Annotated in this window: 23 protein-coding genes and 1 pseudogene; 9 read left to right on the top strand and 15 right to left on the bottom strand. The window is 40.6% G+C overall.

The window, feature by feature from the left end; genetic code table 11:
• Positions 1-48: 48 nt before the first annotated feature.
• Complete coding sequence (locus GNE05_RS13465; protein ID WP_007612700.1) at positions 49-783, bottom strand: polysaccharide deacetylase family protein; 735 nt, start codon at positions 781-783, stop codon at positions 49-51.
• Between the two features lie 234 nt (positions 784-1,017).
• Between GNE05_RS13465 and GNE05_RS13470 the strand changes: the two genes are divergently transcribed.
• Entirely contained in the window at positions 1,018-1,644 is a 627-nt protein-coding gene (locus GNE05_RS13470; RefSeq protein WP_014418428.1) for a TVP38/TMEM64 family protein, read from the top strand.
• Positions 1,645-1,855: 211 nt separating this feature from the next.
• Here the strand turns inward: GNE05_RS13470 and GNE05_RS13475 are convergent, their stop codons facing one another.
• Positions 1,856-3,112 (bottom strand): MFS transporter, encoded by a 1,257-nt coding sequence (locus GNE05_RS13475; protein ID WP_014418429.1) that lies wholly within the window; start codon positions 3,110-3,112, stop codon positions 1,856-1,858.
• Between the two features lie 458 nt (positions 3,113-3,570).
• On the opposite strand from GNE05_RS13475, the gene sigK reads away from it, so the two are divergent.
• From sigK to GNE05_RS13495, 4 genes are all read left to right on the top strand, one after another.
• Positions 3,571-4,296: an RNA polymerase sporulation sigma factor SigK gene (gene sigK / locus GNE05_RS13480; RefSeq protein WP_014418430.1), complete on the top strand. Its 726-nt coding sequence runs from the start codon at positions 3,571-3,573 to the stop codon at positions 4,294-4,296.
• A gap of 474 nt (positions 4,297-4,770) precedes the next feature.
• On the top strand, positions 4,771-5,613 hold the full coding sequence (locus tag GNE05_RS13485; protein ID WP_160182885.1) for a sialate O-acetylesterase: 843 nt from the start codon (positions 4,771-4,773) through the stop codon (positions 5,611-5,613).
• Positions 5,610-6,137 carry a PadR family transcriptional regulator gene (locus GNE05_RS13490; RefSeq protein ID WP_095061035.1) on the top strand — a complete coding sequence of 176 codons (528 nt, stop codon included), beginning with the start codon at positions 5,610-5,612 and terminating at the stop codon, positions 6,135-6,137. The genes GNE05_RS13485 and GNE05_RS13490 overlap by 4 nt, the downstream gene beginning before the upstream one ends.
• Before the next feature lie 554 nt (positions 6,138-6,691).
• Positions 6,692-7,564, top strand: coding sequence for an AraC family transcriptional regulator (locus GNE05_RS13495; RefSeq protein ID WP_022552928.1), 873 nt, complete (start codon positions 6,692-6,694; stop codon positions 7,562-7,564).
• 98 nt (positions 7,565-7,662) lie between these two features.
• On the opposite strand, the gene GNE05_RS13500 is transcribed toward GNE05_RS13495, so the two are convergent.
• On the bottom strand, positions 7,663-8,562 hold the full coding sequence (locus GNE05_RS13500) for a LysR family transcriptional regulator (protein ID WP_021494346.1): 900 nt from the start codon (positions 8,560-8,562) through the stop codon (positions 7,663-7,665).
• Positions 8,563-8,693: 131 nt separating this feature from the next.
• On the opposite strand from GNE05_RS13500, the gene GNE05_RS13505 reads away from it, so the two are divergent.
• Positions 8,694-9,950: an APC family permease gene (locus GNE05_RS13505; protein WP_022552926.1), complete on the top strand. Its 1,257-nt coding sequence runs from the start codon at positions 8,694-8,696 to the stop codon at positions 9,948-9,950.
• Positions 9,951-10,448: 498 nt separating this feature from the next.
• On the opposite strand, the gene psiE is transcribed toward GNE05_RS13505, so the two are convergent.
• The 3 genes from psiE to yrkP are packed head-to-tail and all read right to left on the bottom strand — an operon-like array spanning position 10,449 to position 12,891.
• Positions 10,449-10,865, bottom strand: a complete 417-nt coding sequence (psiE, locus tag GNE05_RS13510) for a phosphate-starvation-inducible protein PsiE (protein ID WP_012118039.1) — start codon at positions 10,863-10,865, stop codon at positions 10,449-10,451.
• Positions 10,866-10,910: 45 nt separating this feature from the next.
• Positions 10,911-12,209 carry a two-component system sensor histidine kinase YrkQ gene (gene yrkQ, locus GNE05_RS13515; RefSeq protein WP_021494348.1) on the bottom strand — a complete coding sequence of 433 codons (1,299 nt, stop codon included), beginning with the start codon at positions 12,207-12,209 and terminating at the stop codon, positions 10,911-10,913.
• A complete protein-coding gene (gene yrkP, locus GNE05_RS13520; protein WP_022552925.1) occupies positions 12,196-12,891 on the bottom strand; it encodes a two-component response regulator YrkP in 696 nt (231 codons plus the stop codon). Before yrkP ends, yrkQ begins: the two co-directional genes overlap by 14 nt.
• Before the next feature lie 267 nt (positions 12,892-13,158).
• On the opposite strand from yrkP, the gene GNE05_RS13525 reads away from it, so the two are divergent.
• The 3 genes and pseudogenes from GNE05_RS13525 (at position 13,159) to GNE05_RS13535 (ending at position 15,413) form a co-directional block, all read left to right on the top strand.
• The gene (locus GNE05_RS13525) at positions 13,159-14,376 is read left to right on the top strand and encodes a DUF418 domain-containing protein (protein ID WP_017418195.1); all 1,218 of its coding nucleotides are present in this window, start codon (positions 13,159-13,161) and stop codon (positions 14,374-14,376) included.
• A pseudogene (locus GNE05_RS13530) lies at positions 14,295-14,539 on the top strand (hypothetical protein). Before GNE05_RS13525 ends, GNE05_RS13530 begins: the two are co-directional and overlap by 82 nt.
• Before the next feature lie 316 nt (positions 14,540-14,855).
• A complete protein-coding gene (locus GNE05_RS13535; protein WP_110124270.1) occupies positions 14,856-15,413 on the top strand; it encodes a GNAT family N-acetyltransferase in 558 nt (185 codons plus the stop codon).
• A gap of 520 nt (positions 15,414-15,933) precedes the next feature.
• Here GNE05_RS13535 and GNE05_RS13540 read toward each other — a convergent pair.
• The 9 genes from GNE05_RS13540 to GNE05_RS13580 all read right to left on the bottom strand — a co-directional run bounded on the left by GNE05_RS13540 (position 15,934) and on the right by GNE05_RS13580 (position 22,034).
• Positions 15,934-16,470: an ATP-binding protein gene (locus tag GNE05_RS13540; RefSeq protein WP_029973393.1), complete on the bottom strand. Its 537-nt coding sequence runs from the start codon at positions 16,468-16,470 to the stop codon at positions 15,934-15,936.
• 164 nt (positions 16,471-16,634) lie between these two features.
• Positions 16,635-16,853 (bottom strand): hypothetical protein, encoded by a 219-nt coding sequence (locus GNE05_RS13545; protein ID WP_029973392.1) that lies wholly within the window; start codon positions 16,851-16,853, stop codon positions 16,635-16,637.
• A gap of 98 nt (positions 16,854-16,951) precedes the next feature.
• Entirely contained in the window at positions 16,952-18,328 is a 1,377-nt protein-coding gene (gene tet, locus GNE05_RS13550) for a Tet(L)/Tet(K)/Tet(45) family tetracycline efflux MFS transporter (RefSeq protein WP_160182886.1), read from the bottom strand.
• A gap of 33 nt (positions 18,329-18,361) precedes the next feature.
• On the bottom strand, positions 18,362-18,424 hold the full coding sequence (locus tag GNE05_RS21535) for a tetracycline resistance efflux system leader peptide (protein WP_366208037.1): 63 nt from the start codon (positions 18,422-18,424) through the stop codon (positions 18,362-18,364).
• A gap of 113 nt (positions 18,425-18,537) precedes the next feature.
• The gene (gene satA / locus GNE05_RS13560) at positions 18,538-19,059 is read right to left on the bottom strand and encodes a streptothricin N-acetyltransferase SatA (protein ID WP_094296053.1); all 522 of its coding nucleotides are present in this window, start codon (positions 19,057-19,059) and stop codon (positions 18,538-18,540) included.
• Between the two features lie 155 nt (positions 19,060-19,214).
• Complete coding sequence (locus GNE05_RS13565; protein WP_160182887.1) at positions 19,215-19,715, bottom strand: DinB family protein; 501 nt, start codon at positions 19,713-19,715, stop codon at positions 19,215-19,217.
• Positions 19,716-19,931: 216 nt separating this feature from the next.
• Positions 19,932-20,264 carry a DUF2651 family protein gene (locus GNE05_RS13570; RefSeq protein WP_014418446.1) on the bottom strand — a complete coding sequence of 111 codons (333 nt, stop codon included), beginning with the start codon at positions 20,262-20,264 and terminating at the stop codon, positions 19,932-19,934.
• A gap of 121 nt (positions 20,265-20,385) precedes the next feature.
• Complete coding sequence (locus GNE05_RS13575; protein WP_160182888.1) at positions 20,386-21,189, bottom strand: HAD-IIB family hydrolase; 804 nt, start codon at positions 21,187-21,189, stop codon at positions 20,386-20,388.
• A 32-nt stretch (positions 21,190-21,221) separates the two neighbouring features.
• Positions 21,222-22,034, bottom strand: coding sequence for a Cof-type HAD-IIB family hydrolase (locus GNE05_RS13580; RefSeq protein ID WP_160182889.1), 813 nt, complete (start codon positions 22,032-22,034; stop codon positions 21,222-21,224).
• Positions 22,035-22,269 lie beyond the last annotated feature (235 nt).

Consider the following 22,269-nt stretch of genomic DNA (forward strand, 5'->3'; position numbering starts at 1 on the left):
CCTCCTATGGTACACATCTCTTTGGCGGCTTTCAACGCGGCGCTCTCTTTACTGGATATGAAAAGGGCCGGAATCCTGTCCGATCAAATCCGAAACCTTAACAAACGTGTAGCCCTGCTTTTTCAGCTTGGGAATGATTTCTTTCAAAGCCTCAACCGTCTGGCGCCGGTTTCCTCCGCCGTCATGCAGAAGAACGATATCTCCATCTCTGGCATGTGAAACAACGTGCCTGACGATTTTTCCTTTCCCGGGCCTTTTCCAGTCCCTCGGATCTTGGTTCCATGACCACATGATGATATGATAGCCCTCTTTTAAGATGCTTTTGAAAGCCGTATGATTCAGCGACCCTCCCGGCGGGCGGAATAACTTGTCCCCTTCCGGCTGCAGCGATGTGATATGATGCGCTGAGCTGTGAAGCTCTTGTAAAATGTCTTTGCGTTTCAGACGGTGAAAATAAACATGGTTCATCGTATGGTTGCCGATTTCATGCCCTTCTTCAACGATGCGTTTTGCCGTTATGGGGTATTTGTCTATACGGCTCCCGACACAAAAAAAGGTTGCTTTCACATTGTGCTGTTTCAGCACGTCTAACACTGCCTCCGTATAGACAGGATGGGGGCCGTCATCGAAGGTTAAAGATAGTTTCTTTTTTTCAGACCTTATATCCCAGTACACGTTTCCCGTCTTCTCCATGTCACTTCTTTTTAAAGATTTCGCATCGGCGGACACGGCAGTGAGACTCGTGAGGACGCATATCATGATGATCAGATGAAAGCATCTCAACGTTTACACCTCCAGTAAACACTACTGTTAACGTGTCCCCTTTTATAAAAAATCATTCTCTGCATCAAATGATGCACATCACCCGCTTCCCGCTTGTTTTTGTCCAAATCCGGGTGCAGCCGTTTCTCATCAAACGGCAAATGCTGATAAACAAATGAGCTTATCGGACAGCTTATTTTAATAGAAGGAGATAGATTTGTGCTGTATACTAATTGAAAAGAGGTGAACGTGCAGATGATAAAAAAGGGATTCAGTCTTGCCGTCATCATTGCTGTCGTGATGATCGGCTTTATGCAAAAAGACGTCTGGCTCAGCATGATTCGCGCGGGCGGCATGTACGCCGTGCTTATGAGTATCCTTCTGGTCGCAGCTGACGTATTTTTTCCGATCGTTCCATTCGCCATTATCGCGGCCTTAAACGGAGCGGTTTTCGGGATTGTAAACGGGGTGTGGATTACATTGTCAGGCGCAATGCTCGGAACAATGGCATTGTTTTTTCTCGTCCGGTACGGATTCAGAGACTGGGCCAGAAAAAAGCTGCTGGCTTACCCGGCCGCGGCCCAATATGAAGATTCATTTCATCAGCACGCGTTTACGGCGGTGCTTTTCGGACGGCTGATTCCGATTATACCGTCGCTTGCCATGAATACCGTCTGCGGGCTGAGTCATATCCGATGGCCGATCTTTTTTTCTGCGTCGGTGCTCGGCAAAATTCCGAACATTGTGATTGTGACCGTCGCAGGCGCTTCATTTACAAGCAACAAACTGCTGTCTTTCGGGATTTACGGAATGTATATGCTCGTCTTAATGGCGGTCATTTATAAGAAGTTTCCCGGCCTTTTAAAAACAACGAAAAAATGAAGCGCGTACCGCCCCCTATTCCGGCGGTACGGCTCCTCTCATTCTGAGAACTTTTCCGTTACATTCTGAACCGATCACTCCATGTTTTTCTTTCTGTAAAATGACAGAGCCGCTTTATTGCCCCCGAAACTCTCAGGTGATATTCCGAAACACCCTTCGCTCTGAAAAGCTGACGAAAAACGAATCCTCACGAAATGAAACGGCCGTCTCTTTATGTTTGTTTACATTGATCCGCTTGAAATACATCAGGAGTCCTCCTTTTTGCGGCCGCAAATAAGAACGAGCATAAAACGGCTGCCAACGCCAGCATAACAGCAGCGCCTGCGATGACGATGCCGCGGACGGACGAACTGACAGAAGCCGCTCCGAAAACCGCCGTTACCACTATAATGAAGACAGCTTCGACTAATGAATAAAAGCTCCCCACTCTCCCCATGATGTCCACCGGAACATTCTTTTGATAAAACGTCAGAAAGCCTGTATTGGCAAACGCCAGAAAAAAAGCGAGAAGGAAAAATCCGAAAGCAGCCGTCCAAAAAACGTCAGAAAACGCATAAATCATATATCCGGCCGCTGTGAATAAAGAGCCCATTCCCATCAATAAAGAAGCCGGCATTTTTTTATTAAAGAACACATTGACAAGCGCCCCCGCAATAATGCCTGCCCCTGAGACACTGACGAGAAAACCGTAATCGGCATCAGTCAGCTGAAGAACCTCTTTTGCAAAAGCGGCTTCAAGCGAATCAAGCGCGGATGGCATAACGGTCATGACCAGACTGAATAAAAAATAAATGATCATGACGTTTCGCGCCGTTCGGCTGAAGCGATAGACGAGCTTCCAATCTTCTTTGTACACTGCCAAAGAAAGCTTCTGTCTGGGAGAATGTACGTGAGGCTCATTTTCAAGGTTCGGCAGCATCATCGTGATGAACCCGGACAGCACTAAAGCCGCCGCATTCACCCAAATCGCAAAAATCGGCGTGCCGGCGATAAAAAGCAGCCCGGCCGCAGCCGGACCGAGGAGAAAAGCCCCTGATTCCGACAAAGCCCTTAGTGAATTGAATCGTTTTCTCCTTTCAGCCGGGATAAGCATCGTCACATACGCCATGGAACACGGACGAAACATCGCATTGGCCATTTGAATCAAAAATACAATACAATAAACGGAAAATAAAGACCGTGCAGTAAACATCAGCGGCAGAACGGCAATGAATGCAGCCCGGATGAAATCAAGCGACATCATCATATTCCGTTTGTTGCACCGGTCGATGATGCTGCCCGCCCACCCATTTGTCATCAAAACAGCCGCAGGCCTGATTAAATAAAGGATGGAAACCGCAAAAGCAGACCCCGTTTCTTTTAAGACAATAAGATTAAGAGACAAAAAATAAATCCATTCACCAATATTTGCTATCCCGATTCCGGTTAACAGAAACATCGGGTACCGCCAAGACTTCAGGTTTTTCATCTTATCCCTCCCTTAGAAATAAAAAACGCCCTCAAGACAATAAAGTCTTGAGGACGGGAAACAGCCCGCTATGCCACCTCAATTCGGTTTGGTGCCGGCCATGCCGGGTACAAAGCTTACTCGGTAACAGGAGTATCCGCCGCATCATCCTCGTGTTGCATGATTCCGATGCGAAGCTAAGAGGTTTGTTTCAACACATCCATTCATACTCCTTCACAGCTCCCGGAGCTCTCTGTCATGAATGATATCTGTCTACTCGTCTCTTCAGCGCTTTTCGGTTATATTGTTTTTACCCTTACTTTTTTTAACAATATACAGGCTCAATCAGCAAAAATCAAGAGGCTGTAAGAAATAAAACCCGATTTTGATTAATTTCCCTGTACAGACACAAACAGCCCTACCGACACATACAGTTACATATAGGCGATTGCCTACATAACTTTGTGGAGGTGAGGACGGTGACAGGTGTTTTTGCAGCGCTCGGGTTTATTGTGAAAGAACTTGTGTTTTTAGTATCATACGTGAAAAATAATGCCTTTCCACAACCGCTCTCAAATAATGAGGAGAAAAAATACTTAGACCTTATGGCTGAAGGAGATGAACACGCCCGCAACATGCTGATCGAACATAATCTCCGTTTAGTCGCCCATATTGTGAAAAAATTCGAAAACACGGGAGAGGACGCGGAAGATCTGATCTCCATCGGTACAATCGGGCTGATCAAAGGAATTGAAAGCTACTCAGCCGGAAAAGGCACGAAGCTTGCCACATATGCCGCACGATGTATTGAAAATGAGATTTTAATGCACCTGCGCGCATTGAAAAAAACGAAAAAAGACGTCTCCCTTCATGATCCGATCGGCCAGGATAAAGAAGGGAATGAAATAAGCCTGATCGATGTCCTCAAGTCGGAAAGCGAGGATGTGATCGACACCATTCAGCTCAACATGGAACTTGAAAAGGTCAAAAAATATATCGACATTTTAGACGACCGCGAAAAAGAAGTCATCGTCGGCCGCTTCGGGCTTGATCTAAAAAAAGAAAAAACGCAGCGCGAAATCGCAAAGGAGCTCGGCATTTCAAGGAGTTATGTGTCGCGGATTGAAAAACGCGCATTGATGAAGATGTTTCATGAGTTTTACCGGGCGGAGAAGGAGAAGCGGAAGAAGTCGAAGGGAAAGTGAGCGAAAAGCCGGATCTGACATCCCGGCTTTTTCTGCATTTTAGGACATCGCTCTTCAAGTATAACTTCAGGATTTAAAAATAAAACATAACAAATGAATAGAATTGGTACAATCGTTAACCTTTTTAATAATTTTTTATTGATATTTAACCCCTTCAACACAGCCCTCCCTTTTTACCAATCCATTTCATTTGGGCTACACCCCCATCATTGAATGTATTTCCTATGAAAAATGATTTTGAACCTCGTAGGAATCCTTACATAACAGGGTTTTTGTTGTTTTTTCATTGTTTATCAAGACCTAAAGCAAAAGAACTTGCTATTTCTCAAATACATCCACCAAATGTTCAATGTTAGTTTGTTCTTCATACATACTAATAATAAAAATAAAACCTAGTTGAAACTTTACAAGACAAGCTGAATTGACTATAGTCTAATTAGACTAAAATATTGATGTAAAGAAGTGAAAAATTAGATGATAAAGTCTTTTTTAATGTTGGGGCAGTCGAATATGGCGGGCCGTGGATTTTTGAATGAAGCAGACCCTATCTATAATGAAAAAATAAAAATGCTGCGCAATGGACAGTGGCAGATGATGACAGAGCCGATTAATTACGACCGTCCGGTTTCCGGCGTTGGCCTGGCGGCATCTTTTGCAGATGCATGGTCGAAAGCTCATCCCGATGAAGAAATTGGCTTGATCCCGTGTGCGGAAGGCGGCAGTTCATTGAATGACTGGCATCCGGAAGGCATCCTTTTTCAGCATGCTTTGTCCGAAGCCCGCTTCGCCCTCCAGTCCAGTCAAATTTGCGGAATCCTTTGGCACCAAGGTGAGAGTGACAGTTATCGTTCGCTGCATGAAACTTATTACGAGAAATTAACTCTTATCATCGAGACGCTAAGAAACGAGTTGAAACTTGATGAGGTACCGTTGATTATTGGAGGGCTTGGTGACTTTCTTGGGAAGACCGGTTTTGGACAGCACGCGACTGAATTTCGACAGGTTAATGAACAATTGCTGCGTTTTGCTAATGAACAACAGAATTGTTATTTTGTTACTGCGGCAGGTTTGACTGCGAATCCTGATGGCATTCATTTAGACGCAGCTTCACAACGCAAATTCGGTTACCGCTATTTCGAGGCTTTTTCGAAAAAGCACCATATCCTTAAACCCATTTCGGGAGAGGAGCAATCACTGAAAGTGAATGGTGACTATTCTAAAACAGAACAGATTTACCTTCATAGTATGGATTTGGCTTCGGGTAAAATCACGTACGCGGAATTTGAGGCGCGGATGGCGAAGGTGATGAAACCATGATTCCCTTACTTATCCTTGGCTTGCTCATCCAAAACCCCGGAGCTCACGGCTATGAACTTCTGGCTTTAATGGAAAAACGTCATTACAAATACATTGTTAACTTCACGAAAGGTTCATTTTATTACAATCTGCAGCAACTTGAAGAAAAGTGTTTGATTGAACAGATTCAGCAGAAACCCTCAACCAGCGGGCGTGAAATCCGTAACTTTAAAGTCACAGATTCGGGAAAGGCAGAATTCGAAAAATTAATGATCAAATACGGCACCAAATCGGAATATGTGAACCTGCAATTTTATGGGGCGTTACTCTTTGCCGATGAATTCGACAAAAATAAATTACTGGATCTGATCCAATCACAAATCGATCAGACTAAAACTCGAATCGAGCTTCTTGATGAATACCTGTCCATCACTCAAGAAATTCCCGGCACAATCAATTACTTTCGCCGCATGAATGAAAATTCCCGTTCACATCACTTGGTTAATTTAGAGTGGTTCGAAAAATTGAAAGCAGAAATAGAGTGAACTATTGCATAATAAAAAAATGCAATGTTACATATATCAGAATATTAGTTACCTACATATAAAACCTGTGTCGCAGATATCTAGTAACACCATTGATACAGGTTTTATACTCCTTCTTTAATTAAACCAGTATAGGGTTGTCAACACTTGCCCCAAACAAGAGCAAGTGAATCTGCTGCGTGTTCTTCTTTTTCAATCCGTATGAATAACCGCTTTTTTTACACCTATTTAGTATTCAAGTAAGGCAACTGATTTTTCTCCTTCGTCCGCTAAACTGCTGCTTTCGTCGAATAAGTAAAAGTGATCTCCCTTAAAGAGGAATCACTTCCTCTTTCTTTTCAATAGAGAAAGTTTTGTTAAAGGTAATTGATAAAACAATGATAACTTCTTTCATCTTATGAAACCCAAGCAGTTATTAGGTGTTTTCTTTATCTGTACAAATACAGGTGAATAACTTAATTTATTACATATAAGTTATCCTGCAAAACTGTGCACGAAATGTCGGGTAGATACATTTCGCTCCTGTTATTCTTTTGTTAAAGGAGGTCAAATAAATGGATTCGCTTAAAAGGATGAACAGCGCATTAACGTATATTGAAGAAAACCTCACGAACGATATTGATTTCAAAGAAGCAGCAAGGCTTGCTTTCTGCTCTGAATATCATTTTAAAAGGATGTTTTCCTTCCTTACAGGTATTTCATTATCGGAATATATTCGCCGCAGACGTCTTACTCTTGCAGCTTTTGAACTTAAAGACAGCCGCGTAAAGGTGATTGATCTTGCGATAAAATACGGTTATCACTCACCAGATTCTTTTGCACGAGCATTTCAAAATCTGCATGGCATAAGACCATCAGAAGCTAAACATAATGGCCATTCACTTAAAGCTTATCCGCGAATGACCTTCCAGTTATCAATCAAAGGAGGAAATGAAATGAACTATCGCATTGAAGAGAAAGAGGCATTTCGCATCGTCGGCATTAAAAAAAGAGTCCCTATTTTGTTTAAAGGCGTGAATCCTGACATTGCATCGATGTGGGAAAGTTTAGATGAAGCAGCAATCAATCAACTAAAAGAGCTTTCTAATGTAGCGCCTGTAGGACTCATTAGTGCATCCACGAACTTTTCTGAAGGCCGGACAGAGGAAAACGGAGAGCTTGATCACTATATTGGCGCAGCCACAACGAAATATTGCCCAAATCACCTATCACAGCTTGAAGTCCCTGCCTCAACATGGGCTGTATTCGAAGCAGCCGGATCATTTCCGGATGCACTGCAGGAAGTATGGGGGCGGATTTATTCCGAATGGTTTCCATCGTCACATTATGAACAAATTGAAGGCCCAGAAATCCTGTGGAACGAGCATAAAGATGTAACATCGCCATCTTTTAAAAGTGAAATTTGGATCCCCATTTCAAAAAAGTAATATATCTTACAATGAAATTAGAGGAATTGAAGGTTTTAAGGGAGGGGTCTCATCCCCTCCTCTTTTTGCACCGACTCGAAAACTTTAATGAGCATCGACTATAAAGTCTGAGTTCTTTTCCATAATTCCGCATGTTTTTTTACGATATTTATAAATTCAGCCATCGCTAAGGAATGCCATCTTTTTTTATGATAAGCCATCTGCGTTAAAATACGTGTTTCATTCAAAATCAATCCACTTAATTTGTTTTCTTTCAACTCTTTTTGTACAGTGATCAACGGTAATAACGAAATTCCTAATCCGCACATCACACACTGCTTAATTGCCTCTACACTCCAGAATTCAAAGGTATTCTCCGAAACCGGTCCTTGGTGTTTCATATACTCTTCAAAGTAAGTACGGTAGCTGCACCCATGTTCTGTATATAAAATCACTTCATCAGGTGAAAAATAAAAATCATCAAATGGAGTATTTTGCAGCCTATGCTTTTTAGGGAATATCAAGATCATTGGTTCAGTTATCAATTTTTCTATATATAAATCAGCTTCCTCTTGTTCGTACTCCAAAAGAAACGCTAAATCCACCTTCCCAGTTCGGAGATCGTTTTTTAATTCCCAGCATGTCGATGATTTCAATGTTATTTTCACTTTAGGAAAGAGCTTTTTGAATTCGTGAATAATTGGAGGTAAACGGTAAACCGTTAAAGATTCCGGAGCACCAATAACGAGAGTCCCCATCGGTTCATCGTTGGATTGTATTTGTTTTACTTTTTCAGATATCCTGATCATTTCGTTTGCATAAGGAAACAAAAGTTCCCCCGCTTCAGTTAACAGCATTTTCTTCCCAAAACGATTAAATAACGGTTTTCCTATTTCTTGCTCAATATCTTTAATATGTGAAGTTATGGTCGATTGGGCATAACCCAAATATTCAGCTGCCTTTGTAAATCCTCCCTTTTCCACAATTGTTATAAATGTTTTTAAGTGCCGTATTTCCATCATGTCTCCCCCCTTTGAACATCACTAATTCCGATGGAACAGTTCATATATATCTATTTTACCGATGAAAGGAAACAAATTACAATTGGAATATGATCGTAAAACACGTTTAGGAAAGGATGGAATGGAAAGTGAGAGAAAGAAAACTCGGCCCCGTACTTTTAAGCGGATTAATTGTTGGTCCTATTTTAGGATCGGGAATTATATTGCTTCCACCAATCATTTATGGTAAGACTGGAGATTATGCCATACTAGCATGGTTTATGATGATGATCATTAGTTTTCTATTTGCTTCATTGTTTGGAAAATTGAGTGTTTTATTTCCGAATGAATCTGGTGTTGCGCATACAGTCGATCTTGCATTTGGACAACATATAAAACAATTAACTTCTGTATTTTTTATTATTGCGGGCAGTGTGGGGCCAGTTGCCGTTCTCATGACAGCCAGTCAATATCTAAAGGCTTTGTTCAAAAGTAATGGTTGGCCGCTAGAGACATATGGAATCATTCTGATGATGATTTGTTTATTCGTTCTATTATTGAATATCTCTTCTGTAGGAAAAGTGTCATTTATGTTCTCCACAATTGCCACAGCAATATTGTTAAGTGGCGGAATTAGTTCAATTCCCTTTATGAGGGATAAAGCTTTTATTAAAACACCATTTCATCTTGATGATTTTGGTTATAGTATTCTATTACTTTTTTGGGCTCTAGTTGGTTGGGAAATTATAGGTAATTATAGTTTGGATGTCAAAAACAGAAAAAGAACGATTCCCCAAGCAATAGTAATAAGCTCAGTGGTCATCACAACGGTTTGTATTGTTGTAGCTGCTTCTTATCAATGGATTGATTTACATCACACACACACATTAACGATTATTTTAATTCCATTGCTTGGAACGTTTGCTTCACCGACAATGGCTTTCATCACAACAATATTATGTATGAGCACATATTTATTGGTTACTGGCGGAGTATCACGTCTAATAGCCTCAGAGAATAAAAAAACAACCTTGATTTCTTTCCGCTCCAAAACAAACATACCAATTGGAGCCATAGGCTTATTAACATTAATTCATACAATCGTTTTTATTCTTTTATTTATAAACTTCATTAATGTTGAACAAATTGTCGGCATAGCAAATGCTTTCTTTATTAGTAATGCGATTTGCGGTATTTTGTCTGCATATAAACTGCTACCTGGTAAGTTTTCAAAGAGTTTATCATTAATGCTTATTATCAGCTTTTTAATTATCCTTTCTTTCTCATCAATATGGGTTTTATTAATGCTTGCCCTTATAACTGCTTTTTATTTGATCCGACACTTTATTTGGATGCGTCAATTAAAGAAACCCGCTACTAATTCTCAAGACAAATTACGATTTTAAGAATTTCTCACCCAAGCTTGGATGTATAAACAAAAACGGGAGATTTTACAGTTCGTATAGGACATAGTTATTTCTTTTACAATGATTACTTACGGACACCTTCCGCTCATTTACATCATTTTATATTCATTTTGACCAGAAAAAGGGCACTGTTTTCAGTCTGTCCAAGTAAAAAAGGAAGGGTTCTTCCCTTCCTTTAGCCCCAACTTGATCCCCTGCCATTTTGAAACCAACATTTGAAGCACTGTCTGCATCAACAAAGTGAGTAAAAGGTAAGATGCTACTTGATCCATACTGTCTGTCAATGAAATTCGACTAATCATTATTTATTAAGAATTTTAATCTCTTCCTTGTAAAATAAAGAAGCAATCTCATTTCCAGACAGTTCATGTCATGTCCTTGGGACAAGTACCGATATCAATTTTTTTATTCTGTTCCAGCTCTCATTCACAATTAGGGACATTTTAGTGGCGTATCGGTATAAAGTGAACTAATTTATTAATGTTCAACAACAGAATTTCGTCTATTGACAATAAAGAATGCACAAATCATTGCAAGAATGGCCATCGCCCACCAGAACGTTGAGATCGCCTGATCATGATCGATGATAATCAAACGAATGACAGCCGTGATGCCAATATAAATAAAGTAGCGAAGCGGGAAATGAAAGTCTGATTTGAAGTATTTGATAATCAAAGCAATGAACTCAAAGTACATGAAGAATATAAGCAGTTCCCCAAGCATCTCATAATAGCTGTCCACTTTGTTGAACAGTGACTTGTATACGAATTGCACGATGTACCATGTCTCGCTGATCAGAAGTCCGCTTAAGGCTATCGCCAGGAAGAACAGACAGACATTGAGAAGCGCTTGTAACAGGTAAGGCGCCTTTTTAAAATTGTTGGAAAATCTCATCTTGTTGTCTCCTATTACAATATTTTCGTCGTTTTGATTCGCAGCCTACATCTTTCTGTTCCAAAATCGCAGCACGATGCAGTACTTGGAATTCTTTTGTATACTGTGAAACTGCCCCTGCATGCGGGACATCATTCGCGCAATGCTTCTTTCACCGAGTCCGTTGCTGTCCGGTGTTACATCCGCAAGTTTAATCGTATTGCTAACATGAATCTCAAATATTTCTTGATCCGATATAAACGTGATGCTGATTTCTTCTTCCGGATCTGCGTATTTAAATAAGTTTGACAACACATTATCAAATACACGCCCAAGCTCCTCCAAATTCACGTTAATATAGGTTTCCGGCAGCTCGCCTGAAATATGGACCCGGAAATGCTCCTGATGAAGGATAGCAATCTGATCTGATATTAGATCGTAGATCACTTCTTTCACTGCAACGGTCTCCAGATCGGCCTCATATTCCTTGTCCAGCAGGAAATACGCAAACAGATTGTCAGACAAGCTTTTTAATTGCAGTGCTTTACCATAAGCATTGGCTACATACCGATCTTTGCTGGAACCCGCTTCGCCTCCCTCTTTTTTGGCAAACTCCAGATTCATGATCAGCGACGTCAGCGGTGTGCGCATATCGTGCGACATTTCGGTAACCAGGCTGCGGCTCTCAGCTTGCAATTCCTCGATAGCTTTAAGTTTATCCAGGAAAGCTTTCCGCAGATCCTCAATGCTCTTTGCAATCATCGCTAATTCATCATGCCCTTTTATCGTCATCTCGTAGTCCAGCTGGCCCCCTTCAAGAATATGAATCTCTTGGTGAAGCGTTTTAAGGTAGCGAAGACTTTGGCGAATGCCCAAGAGAACAATGATTAAAAAGATGAGGGTTGCACCGAGCAAATCCAAAGTAAAGGCCAGATCATAATATCGGGAAGAGTAGAAACCGTCGATAATGACTCGTCCTTCACCATCGCTGAACTTGACCGGATGTGAATGATTTTGAGCATACTGAGTCAGCTTTTCCTTTCCATAATCCGATTCAGAATAAACGGAATCATATTGCAGCTCCTGATCCTTGAATATGGTGAGGTTAATATAATTTTCTTTTTTGACCCACTCGCCAAACGCTTTTCTATCCGATGTAGACAACTCATTTTCTGAAACGTACTGACTGAATTTTTGAATGTATCTCGCTGACTCCTTGTGGTAATACTCATCCGAACTCAGGTATCCCTCGATCAGATCATCTGTGATCTTTTGCAACGTCAGAAAGATCACACCGCTCACAATCGCAGCAACCATGATCAGCAAAGCCAGTTTTTTGGTTAGCGTAAATTTACGATGCGCCAAATCGATATCCTCTTCCCCATTCAGTTTTTATATAAACCGGACGTGCCGGATCATCCTCAATTTTGGAGCGCAGCTTCCGAATATGCACCATCACCGTATTGTTGGAACAGTAAAAGTAAGGCTGTCCCCACACACTCTCATATATATTTTGAGCAGAAAATATTTTGTTGCGTTTGCTCATCAGCAGTTTCAGGATACGATATTCCAGATCTGACAGCTTGATTTGCTGCTCCTCTTTCCAAACCTCATTAAATTCTTCGCTCACTCTCAGTTTGCCCCCGATAAGAAATGTTTCTTCCTGTTCCTTCTTTTCCTGATAGATTGTATATCTGCGTAATTGAGCAATCACTCTGGCGTGAAGTTCCTCTTCCGAGAAGGGTTTAGTCATATAATCATCGCCGCCGGCGAGTAATCCCTCAGTTTTATCGAGTGTACTCGATCTGGCCGTCAGAAACAGAATTGGAACGTTAGAGGTTTTCCTGATGTGCTGACAGGTTTCGATTCCCGAAATGCCTGGCATCATAATATCCAAAATAACCAAATCGAGCGAATCATTCACAAGTTGCAATGCTCGCTGCCCATCCTTGGCTCTTAGCACCTCGTATCCTGCACGCGTAAGGGATTCCTCCAAAAGATCACCAATATCATGATCATCCTCTACGACTAATATTCGATGGGTCATGCCTCTTTCACCTCATGATTCTTGATGTTATTTCTCGTGTGACCTTACTATATATCATTCATAAGTAACACGTACGTTATAAGATACTACGTAAATCTTAACAGTTTATGAAAGCTGATGTTCGCCACAAATTTGTCACATTTTCTAAAAAAATGATGAACCTTCATAAATTGTTAAGATTCTGTCTTTATATTTATCCATTGTAAGGCTCAAGTTTTTCAGATCCGCACTGCACATTGCAATGATAAATGGAAAAGGAGTATTGATATGATTGTACAAAACGAAGGACGCGGGCAACCGGTAAGTCTGCGGGAACGGGTTCATTTTCTGGACATCGTACGTGGATTTGCCTTGCTTGGCATTATTATTGTCAACTATTTCCTGATCGTAGATTCAGTAAAGGGATTCGAAATGGCCTCCGATGACGTACTGCACAATCTGGTTTCCTGGTTTGCCGAAGGGAAATTCGTTACATTATTCTCCTTCTTGTTCGGAGTTGGGTTTATGATCTTTATGGATCGAGCCGCGCAGAAGGTAGATAGTCCCAACAAGCTGTTTGCCCGTAGGTTATCTATCCTGTTGGGATTTGGCATTTTGCACATCACATTTGTTTGGGTCGGTGACATATTGACCTTTTACGCCGTAAGCGGCTTCCTGTTACTCGCCTTCTATAAACGCACGGCCAAAACGGTGCTTAGATGGATTATCGCACTTATCGTGTTTCAATTCCTGACCCCTGTTTTCACAATGTTGTACAATGTCATCAATACTGCAGGGTCAAAAAACCCGAATTTTTCAGAGTTTACTTTGTTTAGCCACACAACCCTTACTTACATGGAATCCATCAGCACTCGGTGGACAGATATGGTCACGATGGCGGCTGGCTCTTTCTCTATGATCTATTCCATGTTTCTCATGTTTCTGCTGGGCGTGTACTTTGTTAAGATGGAATTTTTCAAAGACATGGAAGCGAAAAAGTTCATATGGAAGCGTATCTGGATCATTAGCACAATCGCTTTTCTAATAACACAAAGCAGTATATTACTAGACATGTTTAATCTTTCTGAGAATATGCTGTGGAAGGACATTTCCTCTGTCTTGGGTCAAAATGGCGGCTTAACCGGAAGTATGTTTTATATGAGCACTTTTGCAATGCTGTTTCTGTACGTTCCTCAGCTGCGAGGCCCTATGATGATATTCACCAAAGTCGGACGGATGTCATTGACCTGTTATCTGCTTCACTCTATCATTGGAACAGTTCTGTTCCTCCGGTACGGATTCGGGCTTGCGGATCATATTCAATCCGCCGGCACGTTCATGTTCAGTCTGGCCGTGTACTTCGTGCTTATGAGCTTTAGTACATTGTGGTTGAAACGATTTAAGTACGGTCCGATGGAATTGATATGGCGCAAGCTGACGTACGGCAAAGTAAACGGGAGTCCCAAAGCGACTCCGCTGCATTCGGAAAAATCTATTCAGAAATAACCCCCTTGCACAGATTGCATGACTTCAAATTAGTTGTTGAGAAGCGGGCATTAAACGGACAGATTTGATATATATACTAGTTATTTTTATATCATTTAGGCTTCTTTGGGCTAATAAATTCACCAGAGTTTACTCAATGTGCATTGCTCATGACCGAATCTAAATTGAATCTTTTACGCATGTTCATAGTCAAAGGCGCCACATTCGACTATTTTTGCAACTTTTCGCAGGAAAAGTTTGAGAATGATGGCAAATCCCGCGTACCACACTTAATACGGCAGTGAACAATAGTAAATAAGGGTTACATGCAGCTTGTTTTCTAAGGAAACAAAGAAAAAGACATCATACAAAAAGACAGGAGAAAGCTTTTGAAGTATTTTAACGCCAAATTTACCGCGGAAGAAAAAGCGGCAGAACAGCTAGAATATTTTACCGAACGACTGAATTCGATATTTCAGCAAATGAAGGAGTGAGCAATCATGAAAACAAAAAAGGAACCAAAAGTTATTCTGGAACCAGCAAAGGAATCTGATCTGCCAGAATTCCAAAAAAAATTACAAGAAGCCTTTGCGATCGCCGTGATTGAAACGTTCGGTGATTGCGAAGATGGACCGATTCCATCGGACAATGATGTTCAGGAGTCTTTCGACGCTCCCGGAGCAGTCGTATATCATATTCTTCGGGATGGTAAGAAGGTCGGTGGTGCAGTAGTACGTATCAACAGCGAAACACATCATAATTCGCTAGATTTATTCTATGTATCTCCAGAATATCACAGCCAGGGGATTGGTCTTTCTGCTTGGAAAGCCATTGAAGCACAGTATCCGGATACTGTGCTTTGGGAAACCGTGACACCTTATTTTGAAAAGCGAAATATCAACTTCTATGTGAATAAGTGCGGATTCCATATCGTAGAGTTCTACAATGAACATCACTCTGATCCGCATATGCATCGCAATGGACGCGAAGATGACAAGCCCCTGCCGGATGATGATGACTTTTTCAGATTTGTAAAGATTATGAAAAAGAAGGACTAAACAATCGAACACTGCGATATGCGGCAGAAAGTTGCCGGTAACTTTTTAAAGATAATTGTTTGGATCGAAAAAATTCTAAAAATATATTTATGTCAATAATTATTTTCACAAACATAAGTATACTTCTATTATTGTAAATGTCCCATGTTTACAGAGTTAATTAATAAACGATACGAGGGATAAACGGATAAAGCCTTCCCCTTCTTTTTGAGGAGAAAGTATTAAAAGGCGGAAAGCCCTTCTCGTTATGAGGGGGCTTTAATTCGGTCTGAAAATGAAATGGAGAATAAAAATAAACAAAGAAATAATTAATTAGGTGATGAACGATTTAAACGAATTTTAGAGAAATACTCCAACGGAGAACTTAACGAGGAACAAATCACTTCTCTATTGTAGGATGCTGCCGAAAATAAATCACTTCACAACAAAGAAACTGAAAGCGGTATAAAAAAAACAGCTCCGTTAAAATGGCCGGAACCGTCTTTGACTTTTGGATTTTGCAGTTATCTCCATCGTTAGTTTAATTAGAATTCAGATAATCCAAGACACGATCAACTCTTTCATTGACTGAGTAATCTCCTTCAATTTTTAACAATGGACAAGATAAATCTGCCATCCAATGTTCGTGTAAAGCTTTGCTTCTAACTTCCATTCCGGCATTATCATATAAAGAAGCCCACTCTAAAAATGTTTTTGATTGTTCATATTTACTGCCGCCGTCTAACACTTCGTTTCCATAACGGTGAAATTCCCTATGCCTTAATCTCTCAAGCCGTATATCCTGCGGAATCCATAAGAAGATGACAAGGTCAAAATAACTTTTTAGATCATCGCCCCAGCCGCACACTGCGCCAGAAAGAATCCATTTCTCATTTATTGTCAAGTCTTTTTCAAGCAACTTTCTTCTTTCAGGAATTTCTCTTTTCTTAGTGAATTTATCTGTCCAATAGTAATCATCAGTATCAAGATGCGTATGAGGCAAATGCTTTGATAATGCAACACCCAATGTTGAAGTTCCGACTCCGGAGGCTCCCAGTATGTGAATATTTTTTTTCATAGTTCCCTCTCCTTATAAAGCAACGAAACTCCCTGTCCGCTGCACAAGGTTCTTACTATTATTTTAATATAAATCCCCAAAAACCTTTACTTTGCCAGGGGAATCCAGATGCGTGTTAAAACCATACTGCTTACGAACATCATGGTCATTTTCAAACAGAATGATTAACTTTCTCTCCGGCCTATTTTAATATCCTCATACACTTTCTCAAAAGTCTCGATTGGCAGTGAAAACTTGGTTGTTTTCTCGTTACGATAATTGATCACGATCTTAATTTGATTATTATTTTGTTCAAACTCAATAAGTGCATTCTCCCATTTATCTCTGATTGAAATGATACCATTTCCATTTTTCTTTTCCTTTTTCTTATAAATGTAATTCACTTTAACTCCCCTTTCATTGATCGACAAAAGGTTTCGGAATAAGGAAGCTCCTCAAAAAAAGGATCAAAACTTTTATCAAGTTTGATCCTTTTCCCTTTTTAGTCATTTCTTTGCGAACGTTTATAGACATTCATGGTTACCAGCCAGCTCATAACAACGATTCCTGCAAAAAGAATGAGCATATTACTGTACAAATAAGCGGAATGATCAGCGTTAACAGGCAGCAGCCTTTGATTCAGCAAGCGGACCGATAATAAACCGCCTGCAATCGAAATACCCGTTCCCTCTGATAAAAAGCTTGTAAAATTAAGCAGACTCATTCCGGCGCCTGCTTCCTTTTGTTTCAAACTGCCAGACACAATTGTAGATATAACCGTTTTTGTGAAGGAGAGCCCCCCAAAAACAAAAACGATGATAACGGTCATGAGCCATGGTGTCGCATCTATAAAAAAGGCAGCGATTAAAAAGCTGGAAGACATCAATGCAATCCCAATGGTCAGCACATATAAAGAACCTTTCCGATCAACAAGCCATCCTCCAATGTAACCGAAGATGATGACGCTCATCGTTCCGGGAAACATAATCCCGCTTCCAATTGCCGCAGTACTTAAATGGTGAACATCTTTCATCATATAAGGAACGATAGACACAAATCCTGCAGCAGTGCCGAATATCAGGCCTCCGCAAAGGGCGCCCATCATAAACAAGACATTTTTCCCCAGTGCAGGGTCAACAAAGGGATTTTGAGTTTTCCTAATATGTTTCACAAATATCAGGAAAGCCAGAATACTGATGATCAGAAAAGATAGTCTATATGACGTTGTAAACAGCAGAAAAAATACGATACCTGCAGACATTAATATAATCCCCGTCATATCAAAGCGCCCGCTGATTCTTTCTTCCTTTTCCAGCAATTTCATCAGGAATGGAACGGTGATAACTGTTGCTGTCGGAATAAGCAGCAAATATGACCAGTGAATATAATGAGCGATCATTCCGCCAATAGCTGGTCCGGCGCCTTCCCCCATTGCCACCAGCGACCCGATCAGACCAAATGCTTTACCTCTGTTTTCTTTCGGAATATAGCGTACTGCTGCAACCATCACAAGAGCCGGGAATGCGGCTGCACCAGCCCCTTGAATAAATCGGGCCAGAATAAGTACAGGAAAGAAAGAGTGTCCGACAAATCCAATGATCGATCCGAAGCCATTTACCATAATTCCAAATAGAAGCATCTTTTTGATGCCCAGCTGATCTGATAACTTCCCATACAGAGCAGTTCCGATGGAAAAGGTTAACATAAAGGCCGTGTTCACCCAGTTTGCACTCGCCGGCAGTTTATGAAAATCGTTGGCGATATCAGGTAATGAGACGTTCAAAACCATTTCATTTAATACGCTGAAAAATGACAGAACACAAAGCCAAATGAACACTTGGTTGTGCCGTAAAGCTGACTGTGAATAAGACGTATTCACAACTTTCCCTCCATTAATGAGGGCAGACGCAGTTTATAGGGCCGTTGATACGCTTCCCTCTTTTAATTGGACCCTGTTCATTTTTTCACACTTCATACATAACTCCCCCTGCATTGATTGATATACCTTATTATAAATCTTCAAGCCGATGTTTTGAATACTTTGCGACACACACCCGCTAACTGACGAAACATCAAATACTGTTATATTTAAAATTTACAGTACCAAAAAACCGCAATTTCATTTGCTGTTGAAAAATTGGAATAAAGCATTGTATCGACAGCTCCTATGACAAAGTTATTTTTGGCATAAAAATGACAAGCTGAAACATTAATATCTTGTGTTTCAAGCATAAGACCGCATAAATGATTCTCCTTTGCCCACTCAACCGCTTTATGTAATAAAGCCGTCCCGACACCATTTTTTCTATAATCTTTTGCAACGGCAATGTCTTCAATCAGTGCGTATCCATTCCAATTAGAACGAAGCTTACTCCGGCCGACACAGTCGTTCTCTGCGTAATAAAAAAAGACAGCTTTATCCTCTGCTTCAATATAACTGACATCAATGTCTTCATCGTCATATTTTTTGACATAAGGTTCAGCAAATTTCTCCTCTGTATATGTCCAAACATTGTCCTCAAATGAAGGGATGATTCTCCCTGAAACAACGAAAGGTTCGTTTGGTTTATTGAAGTCTTTCATATTGAATCGCGTCATTTTAGTTATCATCATAATCACCTTTCTGCATTTATTGACCTTAACTTACATCTTTTGAACTGTTGATTCGTCTGCATGTCATGGATACCGGTTTAATAACTCAAAAACAAAAAAGATACCAACATCGATTGGTATCATCTATTCATTCGAGCCCTTACAACAATATCCTATATCGGAGCTTCCAAACCGAATTTAATCCATTCCTCTTTTGCCGGACCGTAAATACCCGGAACAGGTAAACCTGCTTGTCTCATAAGGACAGTCATTTGTCCTCGATGATGGTTTTGATGTTGAATTAAAAACATCAAAAGTGAACCATTTGGCAATTGCTGACCAATAAAGTTGACACATTCTTGAAGTGTATCGTCAGTCCATTGCGTTTTTAACGCCTGTACAAATGCATTACTGGCTTGATGATAACTCTCAGCAATAAACCGCGCCGATGCAGGAACAGGATAATCTTCAGCCGGAGCGTGGAACGTTAAATCTGTGTTCGAGGTAATGATGTGAATGGCCGCGACAGTATGCCATGCAATACGGCCTAAAGTCCAATGTTGTGAAGTGATTTCTTGTTTAAGTGATTCATCAGTCAGATGATTCAGCAGTTTCTGTGTCGCATCGGCTTCGAACTCCCAAGATTTCAAAAAATGGTCTAAGGTTTGAAACATAAAAATCCTCCTTATCCTTTTTTGTTTTTCTATGTATCTACAGTTCAATTATAGTGCTCCGCTTAGTTAAAAAAGAACAAAACGATAGACAGACATTTTTAACAGAAAGCCCGATCTGACAACAACAGACAAAATATAAGAACATAACGGATAACTCTATACTTCTTTTTCTTCAATCGACAAAAAAGGATAGCTGTTCAAACAGGATTCTTCTGTCTAATATTTTCGCTTTGCAAAAGTCCATATCGTCTTAGTGATTGAACCGGAGATAAAACAGCTCCCCGTCATCATAGCTACCCAAATGAAAAATGTCGGCTCGGCACCTATTACAATAAACATGAATATCAAGGACAAAATGAATACAATAACAACCATCATCCATACTTTTTTAAAGATGAAGTACCCTAATATCCCTAACAGAAAAGAAGCTGCCGGAAGAAAAATGAGAATGATATACGCGGGACTCAACAGCGGGCTAATACAAACACCTCCCAATTTCAAAACGAGGCAGTTCCTGCTTTTTGTCTGATATGAAGTGATTTTTTTCATCTTGATATTACACCGTTTTATTCACTTTTAACATATTTCGGGGAAATCAGGAGGGAATTAAAGTCTGAGGATAGCCCGCTTTTTCTTTCCCTAGTAATCCTGCCGCATTGATTTTAGCCCATCATTGTTTTTGCAGCGCTAATATTCTCATAATCGTGTGCATGACGCTGCTTTCCTCATTTGATTTGATGACAAAGTGTGCTGCATCTTTTATTTCGTCAATGGCATTCTTAACCGCAAAGCTGTAGGATGCCGCTTCCATCAATTCTTTGTCATTGCGGCCGTCTCCGAACGCCATTGTTTCATCAGCCGAAACCCCTAATAATCGCTGCAGTTCTTGTACTGTTGTTCCTTTATGTATTCCGATATTTGATATGTCCATCCAGGTATCCTCTGATGCTACGATATATAATTGGTGAAAAAATTCATGCAGCTTTTCTCTCGTTTCCGGACAGTTGGCGTCGGGATCATGAACCGTAATCTTGATAAAATCGTCTTTTATCTCAGTAAAATCAGTTATTTTCGTTACATGTGCATAAGAAGCATTTACATATTTCATTTCACTTTCAGACAGATTTTCTTTTACGATCGCGCCATTTTTTGTGCATGCGATAATGCTATGCCCGCAGCTGATTTTTTCTAAAGCGCCTATAATTGACAGTCCCGCTTCATTGCTGATCAAAGATTCATATACGAATTTGCCGTTCTTTTTTATACGTGTGGCACTGTCTCCTAAAATCCAAAAATCTTTCGCATCTTCTCCGAATAAGGCTTCCACCCTTTCACACTGCTTCCCGGTGCAGAGGGCGAAAGCGACATGCTGTTCCTCCATTACTCGTTTTGTCTTTTCAAATAACGTTCTGTCAAAATCGCCTTGATTATTTAAAAATGTGCCGTCTAAATCCGTAATCACTAATTTAATCATCGTTCAGCACCTCCGCAGTTAAAACGTCTTTTTCAGACAAAGGGTTTTTCACATTTGAGAATGGAATCAATCGCATTTAAGACCCCTTCTTCATTGTTTGATTGCGTGATATACGTGGCAGCCTGTTTAATGCTTTCCTGCGCATTATCCATGGCGATCCCGTATTTCACGGCGGACACCATCTCCAGGTCATTGCCGCTGTCTCCGAAGGCCGCGCATTCTTCATCATTTATCCCCCATTGTTTCTGGAGAAGCTTCATCCCGCTTGCTTTATGAAGCCCCGGTATGATCAGATCTATGTCACCGTGCCCGCTTGATACAGGCGTGACGAAAGACCCGATAGCGTTTTTCAAGTGGCTCAGAAGTGCGGAACAATGTTCGGCGGGAAAGCTGATGGAAAATTTGAAAATGTGATCATCGACGTTTTCAAAATGCGGCACCCTTTTTAACACATAATAATACTTACTGGCATGCAGATATTCATCTTCACTGGCATTTTCATGAATATACGCGCTTTTTTTTCCGCAGACAATGACGTTTTTCACCTCATACTGCTCTAAAGCACGGATTACTGCTTTTATAGTGTCTTCAGACATGTTACCCGCGAATAATTCTTCTCCGGCATTCACGACGAAAGCGCCATTCTCGGCAACGAAAGCGATTTCACTTTCGATCTCCGGAAAGAAGGATGTAAGCTGCGCATATTGGTTTCCGCTTGCTACGGCAAATTTAATTCCCCGCGCTTTTAATTCACGATACTGATTCATAAAACGCTCTTTGTTATATGCCATTTCATCATTCAAAAACGTTCCGTCCATATCAACCGTTATCAGTTTGATACTCATATTGTCCTCCTTTTTCGGCCGCTTTTGTCAGAGACCCTTGAAGAGATCATGCATAAAGCGTATGAACGAATTATAGCCGCAGTTGTTTTGCGCCGTAAATCATTGGCTGACGTCTTGTTTTGAATGACACAAAAAGTGATTTGTCACATAAATATAACACTATGTTTCTTTTAAAAATGATATGTTACGATTAGATGTACATTCACCATTCTCATAAAAAGGAGAATCCCCCTGC

The organism is Bacillus sp. AM1(2019) (assembly GCF_009906915.1).
In the GTDB taxonomy this organism is placed as follows: domain Bacteria; phylum Bacillota; class Bacilli; order Bacillales; family Bacillaceae; genus Bacillus; species Bacillus velezensis.

Bases quoted from the DNA above. Each gene is read 5' to 3' on its own strand.
- GNE05_RS13470 (WP_014418428.1), top strand. From the start codon at position 1,018: ATGATAAAAAAGGGATTCAGTCTTGCCGTCATCATTGCTGTCGTGATG.
- GNE05_RS13475 (WP_014418429.1), bottom strand. From the start codon at position 3,112: ATGAAAAACCTGAAGTCTTGGCGGTACCCGATGTTTCTGTTAACCGGA.
- GNE05_RS13485 (WP_160182885.1), top strand. From the start codon at position 4,771: ATGATAAAGTCTTTTTTAATGTTGGGGCAGTCGAATATGGCGGGCCGT.
- GNE05_RS13490 (WP_095061035.1), top strand. From the start codon at position 5,610: ATGATTCCCTTACTTATCCTTGGCTTGCTCATCCAAAACCCCGGAGCT.
- GNE05_RS13495 (WP_022552928.1), top strand. From the start codon at position 6,692: ATGGATTCGCTTAAAAGGATGAACAGCGCATTAACGTATATTGAAGAA.
- GNE05_RS13500 (WP_021494346.1), bottom strand. From the start codon at position 8,562: ATGGAAATACGGCACTTAAAAACATTTATAACAATTGTGGAAAAGGGA.
- psiE (WP_012118039.1), bottom strand. From the start codon at position 10,865: ATGAGATTTTCCAACAATTTTAAAAAGGCGCCTTACCTGTTACAAGCG.
- yrkP (WP_022552925.1), bottom strand. From the start codon at position 12,891: ATGACCCATCGAATATTAGTCGTAGAGGATGATCATGATATTGGTGAT.
- GNE05_RS13525 (WP_017418195.1), top strand. From the start codon at position 13,159: ATGATTGTACAAAACGAAGGACGCGGGCAACCGGTAAGTCTGCGGGAA.
- GNE05_RS13535 (WP_110124270.1), top strand. From the start codon at position 14,856: ATGAAAACAAAAAAGGAACCAAAAGTTATTCTGGAACCAGCAAAGGAA.
- GNE05_RS13540 (WP_029973393.1), bottom strand. From the start codon at position 16,470: ATGAAAAAAAATATTCACATACTGGGAGCCTCCGGAGTCGGAACTTCA.
- satA (WP_094296053.1), bottom strand. From the start codon at position 19,059: ATGATAACTAAAATGACGCGATTCAATATGAAAGACTTCAATAAACCA.
- GNE05_RS13565 (WP_160182887.1), bottom strand. From the start codon at position 19,715: ATGTTTCAAACCTTAGACCATTTTTTGAAATCTTGGGAGTTCGAAGCC.
- GNE05_RS13570 (WP_014418446.1), bottom strand. From the start codon at position 20,264: ATGAAAAAAATCACTTCATATCAGACAAAAAGCAGGAACTGCCTCGTT.
- GNE05_RS13575 (WP_160182888.1), bottom strand. From the start codon at position 21,189: ATGATTAAATTAGTGATTACGGATTTAGACGGCACATTTTTAAATAAT.
- GNE05_RS13580 (WP_160182889.1), bottom strand. From the start codon at position 22,034: ATGAGTATCAAACTGATAACGGTTGATATGGACGGAACGTTTTTGAAT.